Annotated in this window: 14 protein-coding genes, 1 tRNA gene and 1 pseudogene; 3 read left to right on the top strand and 13 right to left on the bottom strand. The window is 58.9% G+C overall.

Translation table 11 applies throughout. The features are described 5' to 3' along the window. Complete coding sequence (locus T424_RS0103315) at nt 1-750, bottom strand: cytochrome c biogenesis CcdA family protein (protein WP_027486464.1); 750 nt, start codon at nt 748-750, stop codon at nt 1-3. Between the two features lie 226 nt (nt 751-976). On the opposite strand from T424_RS0103315, the gene T424_RS0103310 reads away from it, so the two are divergent. The 3 genes from T424_RS0103310 to T424_RS0103300 all read left to right on the top strand — a co-directional run bounded on the left by T424_RS0103310 (nt 977) and on the right by T424_RS0103300 (nt 3496). After that, nucleotides 977-1052: transfer RNA gene (locus T424_RS0103310), tRNA-Lys, on the top strand. 951 nt (nt 1053-2003) lie between these two features. Beyond that, nucleotides 2004-2288 carry an acyl carrier protein gene (locus T424_RS0103305; protein WP_027486463.1) on the top strand — a complete coding sequence of 95 codons (285 nt, stop codon included), beginning with the start codon at nt 2004-2006 and terminating at the stop codon, nt 2286-2288. After that, complete coding sequence (locus T424_RS0103300; protein WP_027486462.1) at nt 2288-3496, top strand: beta-ketoacyl-[acyl-carrier-protein] synthase family protein; 1209 nt, start codon at nt 2288-2290, stop codon at nt 3494-3496. Before T424_RS0103305 ends, T424_RS0103300 begins: the two co-directional genes overlap by 1 nt. A gap of 21 nt (nt 3497-3517) precedes the next feature. On the opposite strand, the pseudogene T424_RS22995 reads toward T424_RS0103300, so the two are convergent. The 12 genes and pseudogenes from T424_RS22995 to T424_RS0103245 all read right to left on the bottom strand — a co-directional run. Then, nucleotides 3518-3685 (bottom strand): annotated as a pseudogene (locus tag T424_RS22995) (IS630 family transposase); the annotation flags it as partial. Between the two features lie 475 nt (nt 3686-4160). Continuing rightward, nucleotides 4161-5000, bottom strand: coding sequence for a universal stress protein (locus T424_RS0103295; protein WP_027486461.1), 840 nt, complete (start codon nt 4998-5000; stop codon nt 4161-4163). 183 nt (nt 5001-5183) lie between these two features. Next, the gene (locus T424_RS0103290; RefSeq protein WP_027486460.1) at nt 5184-5948 is read right to left on the bottom strand and encodes a competence/damage-inducible protein A; all 765 of its coding nucleotides are present in this window, start codon (nt 5946-5948) and stop codon (nt 5184-5186) included. Between the two features lie 42 nt (nt 5949-5990). After that, nucleotides 5991-6185, bottom strand: coding sequence for a hypothetical protein (locus tag T424_RS0103285; protein WP_051558755.1), 195 nt, complete (start codon nt 6183-6185; stop codon nt 5991-5993). 52 nt (nt 6186-6237) lie between these two features. Then, a complete protein-coding gene (locus tag T424_RS0103280; RefSeq protein ID WP_027486458.1) occupies nt 6238-7197 on the bottom strand; it encodes a nucleoside hydrolase in 960 nt (319 codons plus the stop codon). A 55-nt stretch (nt 7198-7252) separates the two neighbouring features. Further along, nucleotides 7253-8041 (bottom strand): precorrin-4 C(11)-methyltransferase, encoded by a 789-nt coding sequence (cobM, locus tag T424_RS0103275; protein WP_027486457.1) that lies wholly within the window; start codon nt 8039-8041, stop codon nt 7253-7255. Beyond that, a complete protein-coding gene (cobJ, locus tag T424_RS0103270; protein WP_027486456.1) occupies nt 8038-9858 on the bottom strand; it encodes a precorrin-3B C(17)-methyltransferase in 1821 nt (606 codons plus the stop codon). The genes cobM and cobJ overlap by 4 nt, the downstream gene beginning before the upstream one ends. Before the next feature lie 11 nt (nt 9859-9869). Further along, nucleotides 9870-10601: a precorrin-2 C(20)-methyltransferase gene (gene cobI / locus T424_RS0103265; RefSeq protein WP_037066442.1), complete on the bottom strand. Its 732-nt coding sequence runs from the start codon at nt 10599-10601 to the stop codon at nt 9870-9872. Beyond that, complete coding sequence (locus T424_RS0103260) at nt 10598-11818, bottom strand: bifunctional cobalt-precorrin-7 (C(5))-methyltransferase/cobalt-precorrin-6B (C(15))-methyltransferase (protein WP_027486454.1); 1221 nt, start codon at nt 11816-11818, stop codon at nt 10598-10600. The genes cobI and T424_RS0103260 overlap by 4 nt, the downstream gene beginning before the upstream one ends. Beyond that, entirely contained in the window at nt 11805-12443 is a 639-nt protein-coding gene (locus T424_RS0103255) for a precorrin-8X methylmutase (RefSeq protein WP_037066557.1), read from the bottom strand. Before T424_RS0103255 ends, T424_RS0103260 begins: the two co-directional genes overlap by 14 nt. Next, nucleotides 12440-13339 (bottom strand): hypothetical protein, encoded by a 900-nt coding sequence (locus T424_RS0103250; protein ID WP_027486452.1) that lies wholly within the window; start codon nt 13337-13339, stop codon nt 12440-12442. The genes T424_RS0103255 and T424_RS0103250 overlap by 4 nt, the downstream gene beginning before the upstream one ends. After that, nucleotides 13340-14674: a sirohydrochlorin chelatase gene (locus tag T424_RS0103245; RefSeq protein ID WP_027486451.1), complete on the bottom strand. Its 1335-nt coding sequence runs from the start codon at nt 14672-14674 to the stop codon at nt 13340-13342. Between the last annotated feature and the right edge of the window lie 135 nt (nt 14675-14809).

Here is a 14809-nt window from a genome sequence, read left to right as displayed (position 1 = left end):
TTAGCCGATTTTCGACAGGATCGGAAAGCTCTGCTGGAACCAGATTGCAAGATCGGACACGAAGCCGAAGACAAAGGCAAGTCCGGTCAGCACGAGAAGCAGACCCATCGCTTTCTCGACCAGACCCAGATGGCGGCGGAATCTTGCCAGAAACCGCATGAAGGCACCGGAAAAGCCCGCCGCAATCCAGAAGGGAACGGCAAGACCGAGCGAATAGACGGAGAGCAACAAAGCGCCCTGCCCCACGGTATCGCGGGCCGCGGCCACCGCCAGTATCGCCCCGAGAACCGGCCCGATGCAGGGGGTCCAGCCAAAGGCAAAGGCAAGACCCATGATATAGGCGCCCGTGGCCGTTGCCGGCTTGCCGCTGCCGGAAAACCGCATTTCCCGCGCCAGAAGTCCAATGCGGAACAATCCGAGAAAATTCAACCCCATAACGATGATGATTAAGCCCCCGACCTTGGACAGGAGGTCGAGATGCTGGCGCAGCATCATGCCGATGGATGAAGCGCCCGCGCCAAGCGCCACGAATACCGTGGCAAAGCCGAGCGTGAAGCACAGTGCCGAAACCATCACCGCCCCACGGGCGGCGGCAGTGGCGCCCTGTCCGTCCTTGCCACGAAACTCTTCCACGCTGATGCCCGCCATGTAGCAAAGATATGGCGGCACGAGCGGCAGCACGCAGGGAGAAAGGAAGGAAAGCGCACCGGCAAGCAGCGCAGTCAGAAACGGAATTTCAGCAATCGACACCAATGGTCTCCCGGAGACTATATGCAACTTGTGTCAATTGCCACGCATGGCGCATCACACATGATCGGCCCGCTATAGCCAAGATGGCCATTGGAAACCAATCACCTTTTCGTCGCAGCAACCATGCCTGTGAAAAAGCGCGCTTTTCTGAAAATTTTGGGTTGACCGCGAAAGCCCCCCTGAATATGGTCCGCGCACTTCCAGAGGGTCACGAGATTCCTCAAGGGAGCGCGTAGCTCAGCCGGTAGAGCAACTGACTTTTAATCAGTAGGTCCAGGGTTCGAATCCCTGCGCGCTCACCAAAAAAACACACACAAAAATCCTCCTATGTCTTAATTCCCGATTCTGTCACCCGCTAGAGCATAATCCGACCGGAGTGAAACGAGGATCGACAAGATTATGCCTCAAAAAGAAAACATTAGAACGCCGATCTGATTCAATCAGATCGAAAAGCTCACATCTAGATGATCAGGGTTCCAATCTGGCCCATTTCATTCACTGGCTATCTGACAGGCTTACTGAGAATGAGTATCATTCCGTAATATCAAGGTTCGAAGATGCTCACACATCCTCACCCTGAAGATTTTTCGAATATCTCAATTGCGTCAGGGGCTTGAGATATTCGAAAAGGGAATACCAAGGGTCATTTTCAATGACCCTTGGTATAAGACCTGACCGAACAGACATGAGTTCGCAGCCTTGCATCGTGAAAAGTTCATAGCCGAAAAGGTTCAAAAGCAAAACTGGTAGCGCTCATGAAGGGTTGCCGAGGTCAATGCTTTGTGCAACCGCCGTGAGCTTTGCGTTCGGTTATCAGCGCGTTGAGCATTACAAGTAGATTAAGATCGAATCCTTTGAAGCGGCTGGTCTCCATCCATCCAAAATACAAATTGATACAATTGAAACAATCGATTTTACCCACCTCATCAAATACCCTTAATGTGCCTGTGTAAGGGTTGCAATTCGGGGCATTTCTCGTGTGAAGAAAATACATAATCAAGAGCACACGGCTGCGTCTGCGCCTTTAAATCAAAAGATCAACCAATGTTCATGGAAAGGCAATGCGCCTTTCATCAGTAATTACTCAACCCGTAGTGGTGAGGATGTCCTGATTATGTTGGCATATCTGTTTGATGCGGAGCGATGAATGCATTTCCCAGGAAAAGTATAGTCGCAGTTTTTCGGTTCAACATGCGCAAAATCAAAAACTGGAGGGCGTGCGACGTGCTCTGGTTGCTGCTGAAGGATAGATTATGGAAGATCAACTGACTGCCGAAATCATCGCTATGTTCAAGGCCAAGGCCAAGGCAGCGACAGGGGACGCGGATCTGGCCGTCTTGGCTGATGCCGAGATGACGAGCGACACTGAATTGAATGCGCTGGGTATCGATTCTCTGACTCTGGCCGATATGCTCTGGGATATCGAGCAGGCCTACAACATCAAAATTGAACTCAATACTGTTGATGCATGGGCGAGCATCCAGAAAATCGGCGATCTCGTGGAGGTCGTTCGGGGTTTGCGGGCGAAGGCAAATTGATGACACGCCGCGTTGTCATTACAGGAATGGGCGGCCTCTGCGGCCTGGGAGCGGATGTAGCCTCAATCTGGGCAGGAATGCGGGATGGCCGTTGCGCCATTGGGCCGATCGAGAACAGCGAACTCCATGATCTCAAGGGGTTGGTTGGATGTGAAATAAGAACACTGCCGGACCACGATATCGATCGTCGGCAGCTTATTTCCATGGACCGTTTCAGTTTGCTTGCCGTTATTGCGGCAAGGCAAGCCGTTCAACAGGCAGGCCTTTCGATAAATGCCGATAACACATACCGCTACGGCGCCACAGTCGGTGTGGGAGTTTGCGGATGGATGCCGATTGAAAACAATTATCGCAACATCCTTTTGCATGGCAGCAAGCGCGCAGACATTCTTACCGCGCCAAAGGTCATGCCTTGTGCGGCGGCTGGACATGTCAGCATGAACCTGGGCCTGCGCGGACCGATGTTTGGCGTGACCTCCGCCTGTGCATCGGGAAATCATGCCATTGCGGCGGCGGTGGACCAGATCCGGCTGGGTCGGGCTGACGTGATGCTGTCGGGAGGCAGTGAAGCGCCGCTCGTATGGGGGATTTTAAAGTCCTGGGAAGCGTTGCGGGTGCTGGCTCCTGATATGTGCAGGCCCTTCTCTGCCGATAGAAGGGGGCTGGTGCTTGGCGAAGGAGCTGCCATGGCAGTTCTTGAAAGTTATGAACATGCAGCAGCCCGAGGAGCAACGATTCTTGCTGAAATTGTGGGGGTTGGCCTTTCCGCCGATGCTTATGATCTTGTTGCACCCGCTGTAGAAGGGCCTGAAGCGGCAATGCGCGCTTGTCTTCGCGACGCAGGTCTAAATCCGGCAGATGTCGATTACCTGAATGCTCACGGGACCGGTACCCAGGCAAATGACCAGATGGAAACAACGGCCATCAAGCGGGTTTTCGGGCCTCATGCCACCGATCTTTCTATCTCGTCCACCAAATCCGTTCACGGACACTGCCTAGGGGCCGCCAGCGCACTGGAGATGATAGCATGCGTGATGGCGATCCGGGAAGGCGTCGTGCCGCCTACGGCGAATTATCGTGAACATGATCCTGCCTGTGATCTTGACGTCACCCCCAATGTGGCGCGCGAGCGCAAGATTTCGGTCGCCATGAGCAACGCCTTCGGCATGAGCGGCACAAATGCAGTGCTGGCCTTTCGGAGATTTTAGGGGCTTTCTGATTTCGGGCGCCTGGACAGACCCAAGCGAGATGCCAATGATACGCCCGGTCCACAGTGTTATCGAAGCGGGTGGCTCCGAGCAGCTCAGCGCCAGCACGCGTGCCGTGACGCTGGCGCCAAATGGAGCCTTGCCGGGCGGCCGTTTCCTATGGCGGGTCAGGCCTTCTGGTCCCTCTTCGCCACTGCATAATTCCTTAAATGGGAATCGATTGAATGTAAAAATTATGCAACAGATTCAGCATTTTACAGCGTATTTTGTACGTTTGACAAAATTCACGGCGCTCTAATGCCAAGGCTCGAAGATGCTACCGGATCCTCGCCTTGAAGGGATTTCGAATATTTCAACTGCGTCAGAGACTTGAGATGTTCGAAAAGGGAATACCAAAAGTCATTTTCAATGACCCTTGGTATAAGCCCTTGTTTTGACGCATTTCCAGACACAAAACCGAAAACACTTTTGCTGGAAATGCTCTCAAGTGTCGATGAGAACGGTATGAACTGAGGAAAACATGGAGCGGGCCTTTTGGGGAAGAATCTCTTATCTCAAGCCGTTCTCATCATTGCGTCGTGTAGCGTGTTTACTGCAAAGGGCTAGGCGCCTCGCACTCAATCCCTCGTCCGAACGACAGGGGGTTGCATAGCCTGAATGAGCCTTACCGCGACAGAAGCGTCAGTGCTGTCATGCTGTCCAGTACGGTACGGGTCACGCCGCCGAACAGCACCTCCCACCAGCGCTTGTGGGAATAGGCGCCCATGACCAGAAGGTCGATGCTGGCATCCGACAAGCGGTTTTCGATATGGGCGGAAGCCTGCAATTCGGCAAGATCCTTGGTGACGACGGTGACATTGACGCCATGCCGGGCAAGGGTGGCGGCAATTTCGCCGCCGGGCAAGGCTCGGGATGCATCCATATTTTCCCCGTTCACTGCGGAGAAAATCTCGACAGTTTGCGCCTGTTTCAGGAAAGGAAGCGCGTCGAAGGTGGCGCGGGTGGCTTCCCGCGATCCGTTCCACGCGACCAATACGCGCTTTATGGGACGCGGCTCTTTGAGAATATGCGGCACGAGCAAAAGCGGGCGGCCGCTTTCATGCATCACGGTTTCCAGCTCGCTGCGATTTTCCGACGCGGAACCCTGCTCGCCCTGAGCAGCCACGATCAGATCGACCGCCCGCGCACTTTCCACAAAAGTCTTGCCGAGACCGGAAGACGCCATGAAGCTGCGCCACTCCGTCGAAAGGCCTTCGCGACGTCCGGCCTCTTCGAACAAGCGGCAGATCGTCCGGGTTTCCTCATGCGCCATATCCTGCATGGCCTGAACGGCCACGGGGTCTGGAATCTCCATCGGGGCAATGAGCGGCATGGCCGCCACCGCTTCCGAATGCAGGCCAATAACGTGAGAGCCGAACTGCTCGGCCAGCGCAATCGAGAAATCCGAAATCTGTCTGGCGGTTTTCGTGCTGTCCAGCACGGCGAGAATAGTCTTGTAACCCATCGTCATTCTCCCAAAGTCATGTCCGCATTGCCCCGACAAGGCCTTTCGGCGGTCGCAAAAGGCGCGGCCTTCCGATATTCGGAAACCGGAAGGCAGGCTGGCGGATTTTGTTCCACCGGCTAGAATAATGCGCCAAACGCGGGGCAGTTCCTTGACTTCGGTCAAAGGCTGGCAGGTGAAATTTCAGGCCTCCAACACCGGGCGGCTTGCCTTCAGGGAGGCAATCATGCGTTCGACATCGGCAGCCGCCGCATTCAGGACTGCCTCGTCGCGGGCGCGCACCACGAGTTCCACATGGAAGCCCTTCATCTCGTCATAACGCGGATAGGAGCCAATGCTGGTTTCGGGGTGAGCCTTCTGCACCTCTCCCAGCGGCGTGCCAATGTCGCCCTCGCCGAAGGGGCAGGCAATGGCGCGAGACAGGATGCGCTTTCCTGCCGGAAGCGTCTTGATGACAACCTCCAGCATGGCCTGAAATACCTGCGGCACGCCCGCCATGACATAGACATTCTCCACCTGAAAACCGGGCGCGGTGGAAACGGCATTCGGGATATGGGTTGCCCCCTTCGGCATACGGGCCATGCGCTGGCGTGCCTCGGTAAATTCCATGTTGCGGCGGGCATACATCGCACCCAGCAATTCCATGGCTTTCTCGTCATGAACACAGGGCATACCGAATGCCCTGGAAACCGAATCCGCGGTGATGTCATCATGCGTGGGGCCGATCCCGCCAGAGGTGAAGACGTAATCATAGCGGCTGCGCAGGGCATTGAGCGCTTCCACGATTGCCTCTTCATCGTCTGAAACGATCCGCACTTCCTTGAGATCGATACCCGCCAGCGTCAGCACCTCTGCCAGATGCCCGACATTCTTGTCCTTGGTGCGGCCGGAGAGCAATTCATCCCCGATGGCCAGCATGGCGGCAGTCACGATTTCCGAATTCGACATGAGCTTTATCCTGAATGAAAAAACCGATCCCTTGCGGAACGGTCAAAAGAGATGGCGGATAACGTTGATGAGGGTCATGACCACGCTTCCGCCCGCGATGGGAGCGATGAAAAGCAGCAGAATATTGACGCAGATCACCCAAAGCATGACCTTTTCGCCTTGCGGGGATAGCCGTCGCGGCGGTGGCGGCGGCTCTTCGGGTCTGCGTCCATAGCCCTGCAAGTCGAGAAACATCATGGGCTCCCTGCAATTGCGACATGAGCTCATACGTTTGCCAGGCTTCGGCAGATCACCCCTCGCGCACGGAAACGATGGTGTCGTGAATAAGCTTGAGTACGCCGTCCGCATCGATGTCCATGCAGGCCTTCTGGCTGGGCAGGCCATCCCAGTCACTGGGGCCAAAGCCCATGTCATCCGGTTTCTGGATGGTCTGGCCGTCGGCAAGACCGCCGCAGATAACCCGCATCGAGCCGGTGCGCGTCGTAAACAGGTCCGGGCGCACCACATAGGCGCAGGCGCAACTGTCATGCACCACCATGCCATCCGGAACGCGGGTTTCGTAGAACTTGATGTAGAATTGCGAAAGATCGAAAAGCAGCTCGGCCCGCTTTCCCGCCGCATCGCGAATATCGGCAAGCTGGCTGCGGGTCATCACGGTTTTCGTCGTCACGTCGAGGCCCACGACCACCAGTGGCCAGCTTGCGGTAAAAACCACGTCCGCCGCCTCCGGATCGCCGTGAATATTGGCCTCCGCAGCAGGCGTCACATTGCCGTTCACGTCGAAGGCGCCACCCATGATGACGATTTCCTTGACCAGCGAGACAATTTCCGGGTCATCCTTGAGGGCATTGGCGAGATTGGTCATGCGACCAACGGCAACGATCGTCACCTCATGCGGGTTGGCGCGCACCGTCTCCACGATGAAACGATGGGCCGGACGCGGATCGACCGGCAGATCGATCACCTCCGGCACGCCGATATTGCCAAGCCCGTCATCGCCATGGATGAATTTCGGCGGCTCATGGGTCACGCGATGCGGAATGAAGGTTTCACCGGCGCCACGCGCAACGGGGGCGTCTATGTTCCATTCGCGTTTCAGAAAAAGCGCATTTCGCGTGGTGGTTTCGATGGTGGCATTGCCGAAAACAGTCGTAATGCCGAGGAGATCGATTTCTGCATGATGGTGCAAAAAGAGCAATGCCATAGCATCGTCTACGCCGGGATCGGTATCGAAAATCACCTTGTGCATGTCTTTTCCTTCTGCTGGTCCGCCCAGAATAACCGCGCCGCGAGCCGTGAGGCAATCAGCCTTGCGGACCTTTCACCTTGTTTTTCTTGCCGGCATTGCGCAGCACATGGGTGAAGTCGGCATTGTAGAGGTCGCTATCGCGAAACTCCACATGGCCGAAGACGCGCCCCACCATGACAAGCGCCGTGCGGGTGATCTTGGCCTTGCGCACGTCCTCGCCCATATTTTCCAGTGTGGTGCGTATGAAAAGCTCATCCGGCCAGGTGGCGCGATAGGCAATCACCACCGGGCAATCCGCGCCATAATAGGGCGTCAGCACATCGCGAATATGGGCGAGGTTGCGGATGGAAAGATGAATGGCAAGTGTGGCGCGCGATTTGCCAAGAATCTCCAGCGTCTCGAATTCCGGCATGGAGGAGGCCTTCATCTCCGTGCGGGTCACGATCACCGTCTGGGCAATTTCCGGCAGCGTCAATTCCGTCTTCAGCCGGGCGGCAGTCGCGGCGAAGGCCGGGACGCCCGGCACGACGTCATAGGGAATGCCAAGCGCATCCAGACGCCGCATCTGCTCGGCAATCGCGCCATAGATGGAGGGATCGCCGGAATGGACGCGGGCCACGTCCTTGCCTTCACCATGCGCCTTTTCGATCTCGCCGATGATCTCTTCCAGATGCATGGGAGCGGTGTCGCGCACCAGCGCATCCGCCGGAGCCGCCTTGACGATTTCCTCCGGCACCAGCGAACCGGCATAGAGGCAGACCGGGCAGCGTTCGATCAGCCGCAGGCCGCGCACGGTAATCAGGTCCGGCGCGCCGGGACCGGCGCCAATGAAATAAACCGTCATGCCACATCTTCCTTCTTCATTCCCGTACCTGCCTTGCCGGAATAGCCGCGCGGCGTATAGACCCATGCCCGCCCGTCACCTGTCTTGACCACGCGGCTTTCGGAAGAGCCGATGACGACGACGGTCAGCATGTCCACATCATCCACATTCAGGCCACCGAGCGGCACCACCCGCACCCTCTCACCCTCGCGGCCGAGATTGCTGGCGAGGATGACGGGCGTATCGGCGGGCCGGTATGTCAGCAATTGATCTCGCGCATAGGCCAGTTGCGTGCGGCGCTTCAGCGAGACGGGATTGTAGAATGCGATCACGAAATCGCCCTCGCCCGCCGCCTTCACCCGCCTTTGAATATGCTCCCATGGCGTCAGAAGGTCGGAGAGTGAAATGGTGCAGAAATCATGCCCCAAAGGCGCACCGGCGCGGGCCGCTGCCGCCTGAAGCGCTGAAATGCCCGGTGAAACAGCAATCTCGATGCGGCTTGCCGCATCGGAAATGCCGCCCTTGTCCAGCAGTTCGAAGACAAGCGTCGCCATGGCATAAATCCCGGCATCGCCGGAGCAGACCAGCGCGACCGTTCGCCCCTCACCTGCCAGTTCCATGGCGTGGACCACGCGGGCCTCTTCCTTGCCAAGATCGAAATCATGGCGCTTCTTGCCGTCGGCAAGCCCTTCCAGCAGATCGAGATAGAGCGAATAGCCGACGAGATCGGTGGAGGCCTCGACCATGCGCGACACCTCCGGCGAGCGCCAGCCCTCGGCGCCAGGGCCGATGCCAACCACGAACAACCTGCCACGAGCGCGGCCAAAGCCTTGCGCCTCCAGCACCTGTGGCGCTCGTGCAATGGCCGCTGTCACACCACGGGATTTGATCTTCGGCAAGATCAACTCACCCTGCGCGCCCGCTGCCGCAAGGGCCGCACCCTCTGCCACGCCATGGCAGCCCACTTCCGCAAAAACCACGTCGGATGGGGTCTTCAGACGCGGTGTTTCCGCCTCCAGCCTGTCGGCGGGGAAAAAGCGGGCCGGAACGCCAAAATGCGCGGCAACGGCATGAACCGCCCTTTCATCCGCCTTCACATCGATGGAGGCAATGGCCGTGAGGCTTTCCCGTGCAAGTCCGGCCTTGGCAAGCGCTTCTTCCGCCAGCGCTATCGCTTCTTCCACCGGGGCATGACGTTCACATCCCATGCCAAGCACCAGGGTTTTCGGGTGATAGACGAGTTCGAGCGCTTCCGGTGTCTTTACGGCATCCGTCACAGTCAGCGTGACACGGCCATTATCGGCGAAAGGCAGGCGCGAGGCCTCCAGCCATGGCACTTTTCCATTCAACCTTGCCGCTCCACCGGCCACCAGTTCCGCCATTACGGCCTTTGCCGCATCGGGATTGGCAAGCCTGTAACCTTCCGGCGGCTGGTCCAGCGCCACGCCGAAGCGCAAATCGCCCGCCGTGGTGATGGCGGGGGCAATGCCGAGTTCTCCGGCAATCTGGCGGGCCAGATCGTTTGCGCCGTGGTGGCCGCCCAGCAGCGGCACGACAGCACTGCCATCCTCCGCCACGGCCAGAACAGGCGGCTCGCTGTGCTTGTCGTCGAGAAGCGGCGCAAGCAGGCGAATGACCGCACCACTTGCCATCAACGCAATAATCGGGCGGCCTTGCCGGAACAGGTCTCGCACATGCGGCTTGACCTCCGCAAAACGAACCTGCGCATCAGAAACGCGCCCTTCCGCCCCATGCACCTCGCCCCCGACACAGGCGGCAAGGCGTTGCGCCATCGGCAATGCCCCCGGCATGAGGACTATGATGGCGGGCTTATTCATCTCAGGCATTGTCATCTTTCCAGTCTGGCGGCGGAGGATATGGCCCAGCCTTCCGCACCCTTGTAAATCAGCAGCATGGAGAAATAGGGGGCGCTGTTTTCGGCAATGTCAGCCAATGGCGAAATGCGCTCCGCGTCCAGCGAAACGCGCTCCACATAGCCGGTGCAAGGTGCCAGCCCCATTTCGGCAATCAAGGTCCTGATGCGGGAAAAATGCCGCCCGAGTTTGATGATGGCAACGGCCTGCGAGGCTTCGATCCTTGCTTTCAGCACGTCGTTGTCCAGCGGTCCCGGCAGAATGGTCAGCACATCGTTGCGGGCCGCCAGCGGACGCCCATAGGCGGCGGCAGCGGCCATCATGGAGGAAACGCCGGGCACCACCTCCGTTGGATAGCGAAGGGCCAGCCGCTCAAAGAGATACATGAAAGAGCCATAGAAAAAGGGATCGCCCTCGCACAGCACCGCCACATCGGCACCGGCATCCAGATGACGGGAAAGCCTCTCAGCCGCCTCGTCATAGACATCCTGGGCGGGAAAACGCTCCACCCGCATCGGCACGATGATCGGCACTTCCAACTGGTCCGGGCGCAGATAGGGCGCGGCAATCTGCCGTGCGAAGCTTGGACCGTTATCCGGCTGCGGATAGGCAATCACCGGCGAATGCGTGAGAATCCGATATGCCTTCAGCGTCAGAAGTTCGGGATCGCCGGGACCGAGCCCCAGCCCGTAAAGTCTGCCGGTCATTTGCGCGCACTCCACATCGTCACGGGCATCAGCGACTTCCAGCCGCAATAGCGGCCGACGGGCGCGGCACGGGAAACGGATAGCCGCAACAACTCCCCGCCATGCTGGCTTCGCAAATGCGCAAGCCGCGCCTCCCCTTCGACGGTCACGGCATTGGCAACCAGCCGTCCGCCATCTTTAAGGCTCTGCCAGCAGGTTTCAAAAAGCCCGTCAACCGTAATGCCGCCGCCAATGAAAATCACGTCCGGCCCCTCCAGCCCCCGCAAGGCGGCGGGGGCCGCCCCTTCGATGATCTCAAGATCGGGCGTGCCAAGATTTTGCGCATTGTCACGGATCATCGCCACCCGCTCCGGTTTTTCCTCGATGGCAATGGCGCGGGTGCCAAGCCCCGCCCGTAAAAACTCGATGGCGATGGAGCCGCAACCGGCCCCCACATCCCATAGCAGCGCATTCGGGAAAGGCTGGAGTTTGGAAAGCGTTACCGCCCTCACCTCGCTTTTCGTCAATTGCCCGTCATGGCGAAAGGCTTCATCGGCAAGGCCGGCAAGCGGCGCAAACCATGCGCCCGCTCCCAGGCATTCCACCGCCAGCGTGTTGAAATCCGCAAGCGCTGGCGCCTCCCTCAAAAGGTCTTCGGCGGAAAAACGCATAATACGCTCGTCCTGCCCGCCCATATGTTCCAGCACCGTCAGTTTCGAGGCGCCAAAGCCGCGCTGGACCAGGTGTTCGGCAGCTTCGAACACAGTCCTTGCATCAGACGTCAGCGCCAATATGCGCTGGCCCGGCAGGATATGGCGATTGAGAAAGGCGGAAGACCGGCCATGCAGCGAAATCTGCGCCACCGCCTGCAAGGGCCAGCCAAGCCGGGCCGCCGCCAGCGAAAAGGCCGAGGGGCTGGGCAATACCCGCATTTCCCAGGCCTCGATATAACGCCGCAACGTTGCGCCAATGCCGAAATGCATGGGATCGCCGGTTGCAAGCACCACGACCGCCGTGCCGCGCAGCTTTAAAAGCGCATCCAGCGTCGGGCGAAATCCGGCGCCCCAGGTGAGGATGCGCCGGGCATTCGGTGCTGCACCGGCAAGGACGTGCTCCAGTCGCTCGCCCACCACCAGAATTTCGGCCTTTGCAAGAACGGCACGCTGCGAGGCGTCAAGGCTGTCCAGCCCGCTATCGCCCATGCCGATCAGCGTCAGCCATGGTTCAGACATTGCCATTTAACCCTCCCGCCAGCGCATTGACTGCTGCGGAGGCCATGGCGGACCCGCCGCGCCTGCCGCCAACCGTGATGAAGGGCACGCCCCGGCTATTGGCCGCAAGCTCCGCCTTGCTTTCCGCGGCGCCGACAAACCCCACCGGAAAACCGAGAATCAGCGCAGGCTTCGGGGCGCCTGCGTCCAGCCGCTCCAGCAGGCGGAATAGCGCGGTCGGCGCATTGCCGATGGCAACCACCGCCCCTTGCAGATGCGCATCCCAGAGATCCACCTGCGCGGCGGAGCGGGTATTGTTCAGATCCGCCGCCAATGGACGAGTGCGCTCGTCATTCAACAGGCACAGCACCTCGTTTTCGGCAGGCAGAAGCCGCCGGATAATGCCGTGCCGCACCATCTCGGCATCGCACAATACGGGCGCGCCCTGCCGCAGCGCTTCTGCGCCCGCTGCCACGGCGCCTTCGGAAAATTGCACATCCTCTGCCAGATCCACCATGCCGCAGGCATGGATGAGGCGGATGACGAGCGGCTGCATCTGCGCGGCAAAGCGGGAAAGATCGGCCTCGCGACGGATGGTCTCGAAGGACTGGCGATAAATTTCCGCCGGATCACGAATATAGCAAAGCGTCATGCGGCACATTCCAGCTTTTCATGGCCGATCCCCAGAACCCAACCCTCTTCGGCAATGGCAATTGCCCGCTCTTCTTCGCCCAGCATGGGCGGCGGGGCAAAAAGCCGCGCCAAACGGTCATTTTCGTCATATCTGGCAAAGATCTTTACAACCGTCGCCACCTGCGCGGCATCCCGCACCGCATGGCACTCCGTCAGAGGAAACAGCGAAGGATAGATTTCGGCAAACACCACCGGCTTTTCAAACCGCTCCGCAAATCCCGTCTGGAAAGGCCAGACGGAAATCCGCTCCCCATGCCCGCTTTCATCGAGAAAACGGGAAAGGCGGGCAATGCCAAGCAGGGTCTGACCGCCAACGGAGCCGTTATAGCTCATCTGCCAGACCGATTTTGCCCCTTTTGCAAAGCTCTCGCTGCGACGGAAGGCAAAGGGCGGCGTGGTTGGCGCAGGCGGCTTCTTGTCACCCAGATCAGCATAGCGATGTTGATGGGGCCGCCCCCAGAAGCGCGGCTCCCCTGCAAAGTGGGTGGCATTCCAGCGGGAGGCCAGTTCAAACCGGTTATTGCTGTTGTCAGGCAGATCTTGAACCTCAGTGGCGATCTTGTGCCAAAGCTTACGCCAGTCCGCCCTGCCCGCCAGCCGCAGGGCCGCGCCTGCCGGATAGCCGAAGGCAAAATCGAAGCCCGCCAGCAAGCGCTTGCCCGCCTGCGTCGTCTCTTCCACCACGGCCAACAGCCTGGACATGAATTGCGCCCGCGTGGGAAAATTCTCCAGCCACAATACCCTCGCGCCCTGCCCGTGCTGCTCGGCAAGGCAGGCCCAGAGCGAGTTTGCCCCTCGCGCAGGCGCACCGGCCCCCGACCAGTCAACGATGAGATAGCGGTCGAAGAGGGGCACTTACTTTTTCTTTTCCATCGATTTCGGCCCAAGCGGATGATCCGCATGGGGATAAGGCGCGTGATGATGGCCGTGGTGATCGTGGTGGGAATGCCCATGATCGTGGTGATGATGACCATGGTGATGATGACCATGGTGATGATGCTGGTGGCCGCCATCGTGATGGTGATGCCCGCAGCCGCAATTGGGACCATGCTCATGGTGATCGGCATATTTGCCGGTGGAGGGCGCATTCATCGCTGCTTCCAGTTCGGCATCGGGCTTTGTATCGGTCAAATGCGCATATTTGCCGCCGAGCGTGAAGGAGGCCGAATAGTCGAAGGCAGGCGTCAAGTCGTTGGGGGCGGCATGGCTATGAACCGGCGTGAACGGCAGGTCATGCTGGCGACAGAATTCCTCATCCCGGCACGAGGCGTCGCAATCGCCCTTGCAGGGACAGTTTTCCAGCCCGCCGCCAATGCCTTCCACGTGGTGGTGATGGCTTTCCTGCGGCTGGCCGAGATCGGCTTCGAAACCCAGAACCTGCTCGCGATATTTGCACATCTGACAGTTCATCACCGCCGCGCCATCGAGAATTTCGCGCACACGGTCCTGGAAGGCGTCCAGCACCAGCGGATGGTCATTCAGGTAGCTTGCCTTGACGAACTGAATGTCGGGATAACGCTGCGCCACCTCATCGGTATAGCTGTAGATGCGTTTGACCAGCACGCCGGTAAACAGGAAATAGGGAAAGACGACAATGCGCTTGTAGCCAAGCTTTGCCGCATGGGTCAGGCCCGGCTCCACCAGCGGAAAGGTCACGCCGGAATAACAGGTCTCGCCCCAGCCGAATCCCATGCCCTCCCACAGCATCCGCATGACCTTGGTGGCGTTGGAATTGGCATCGGGATCGGAAGACCCGCGCCCGACCACCATCAGCAAGGTCTCGTGCTTGTCAACGAAGCCCTGCGTGGCATTGGCAAGATCCACCGCATGTTGGATGCGGTCCCCCGCCGCCCGGATCATCTTGAGGTCGATGCCAAGCTCGCGCCCGTAATTGATGACGAAGCCTTTGTGCTGGGCCTGATAGGTGTTGAGAACGGAGGGAATGTCATTCTTGGCGTGGCCTGCCGCAAACAGCATACCGGGAACGGCAAGAACGCGGGTAACACCCTGCTCGCGCAGACTATCCAGCCCCGCGGAAATCACCGGGTTGCAGAATTCCAGATAGCCGTATTCCACCGGCATGTCGGGATTGCGGGCGCGCAGCGCCTCTGCGATCACCGCGAATTCGCGCGCGGCATTCTGGTTGCGGCTGCCGTGACCGCACACCATGATTCCAAGTTTTTCAGCCATAAACCAAGGCCTCCTGCTTCGTTTTCACCCCTGTACGAAGCGCCAGAGCCACCGGTTTTCCGGCGTCTCCATGGGCCTTTGGGACAGCTCCGGAATTGGCCCCCGGATTGGGTCGGCCGCACCGGACTATTTCCA

The organism is Allorhizobium undicola ORS 992 = ATCC 700741 (assembly GCF_000621665.1).
In the GTDB taxonomy this organism is placed as follows: domain Bacteria; phylum Pseudomonadota; class Alphaproteobacteria; order Rhizobiales; family Rhizobiaceae; genus Allorhizobium; species Allorhizobium undicola.
This window is presented reverse-complemented; position numbering and strand designations above follow the sequence as displayed.

Excerpts from the sequence above, each read along its gene's own strand:
- T424_RS0103305 (WP_027486463.1), top strand. The coding sequence starts at position 2,004 with ATGGAAGATCAACTGACTGCCGAAATCATCGCTATGTTCAAGGCCAAG.
- T424_RS0103300 (WP_027486462.1), top strand. The coding sequence starts at position 2,288 with ATGACACGCCGCGTTGTCATTACAGGAATGGGCGGCCTCTGCGGCCTG.
- T424_RS0103295 (WP_027486461.1), bottom strand. The coding sequence starts at position 5,000 with ATGGGTTACAAGACTATTCTCGCCGTGCTGGACAGCACGAAAACCGCC.
- T424_RS0103290 (WP_027486460.1), bottom strand. The coding sequence starts at position 5,948 with ATGTCGAATTCGGAAATCGTGACTGCCGCCATGCTGGCCATCGGGGAT.
- T424_RS0103285 (WP_051558755.1), bottom strand. The coding sequence starts at position 6,185 with ATGATGTTTCTCGACTTGCAGGGCTATGGACGCAGACCCGAAGAGCCG.
- T424_RS0103280 (WP_027486458.1), bottom strand. The coding sequence starts at position 7,197 with ATGCACAAGGTGATTTTCGATACCGATCCCGGCGTAGACGATGCTATG.
- cobM (WP_027486457.1), bottom strand. The coding sequence starts at position 8,041 with ATGACGGTTTATTTCATTGGCGCCGGTCCCGGCGCGCCGGACCTGATT.
- cobJ (WP_027486456.1), bottom strand. The coding sequence starts at position 9,858 with ATGAATAAGCCCGCCATCATAGTCCTCATGCCGGGGGCATTGCCGATG.
- cobI (WP_037066442.1), bottom strand. The coding sequence starts at position 10,601 with ATGACCGGCAGACTTTACGGGCTGGGGCTCGGTCCCGGCGATCCCGAA.
- T424_RS0103260 (WP_027486454.1), bottom strand. The coding sequence starts at position 11,818 with ATGGCAATGTCTGAACCATGGCTGACGCTGATCGGCATGGGCGATAGC.
- T424_RS0103255 (WP_037066557.1), bottom strand. The coding sequence starts at position 12,443 with ATGACGCTTTGCTATATTCGTGATCCGGCGGAAATTTATCGCCAGTCC.
- T424_RS0103245 (WP_027486451.1), bottom strand. The coding sequence starts at position 14,674 with ATGGCTGAAAAACTTGGAATCATGGTGTGCGGTCACGGCAGCCGCAAC.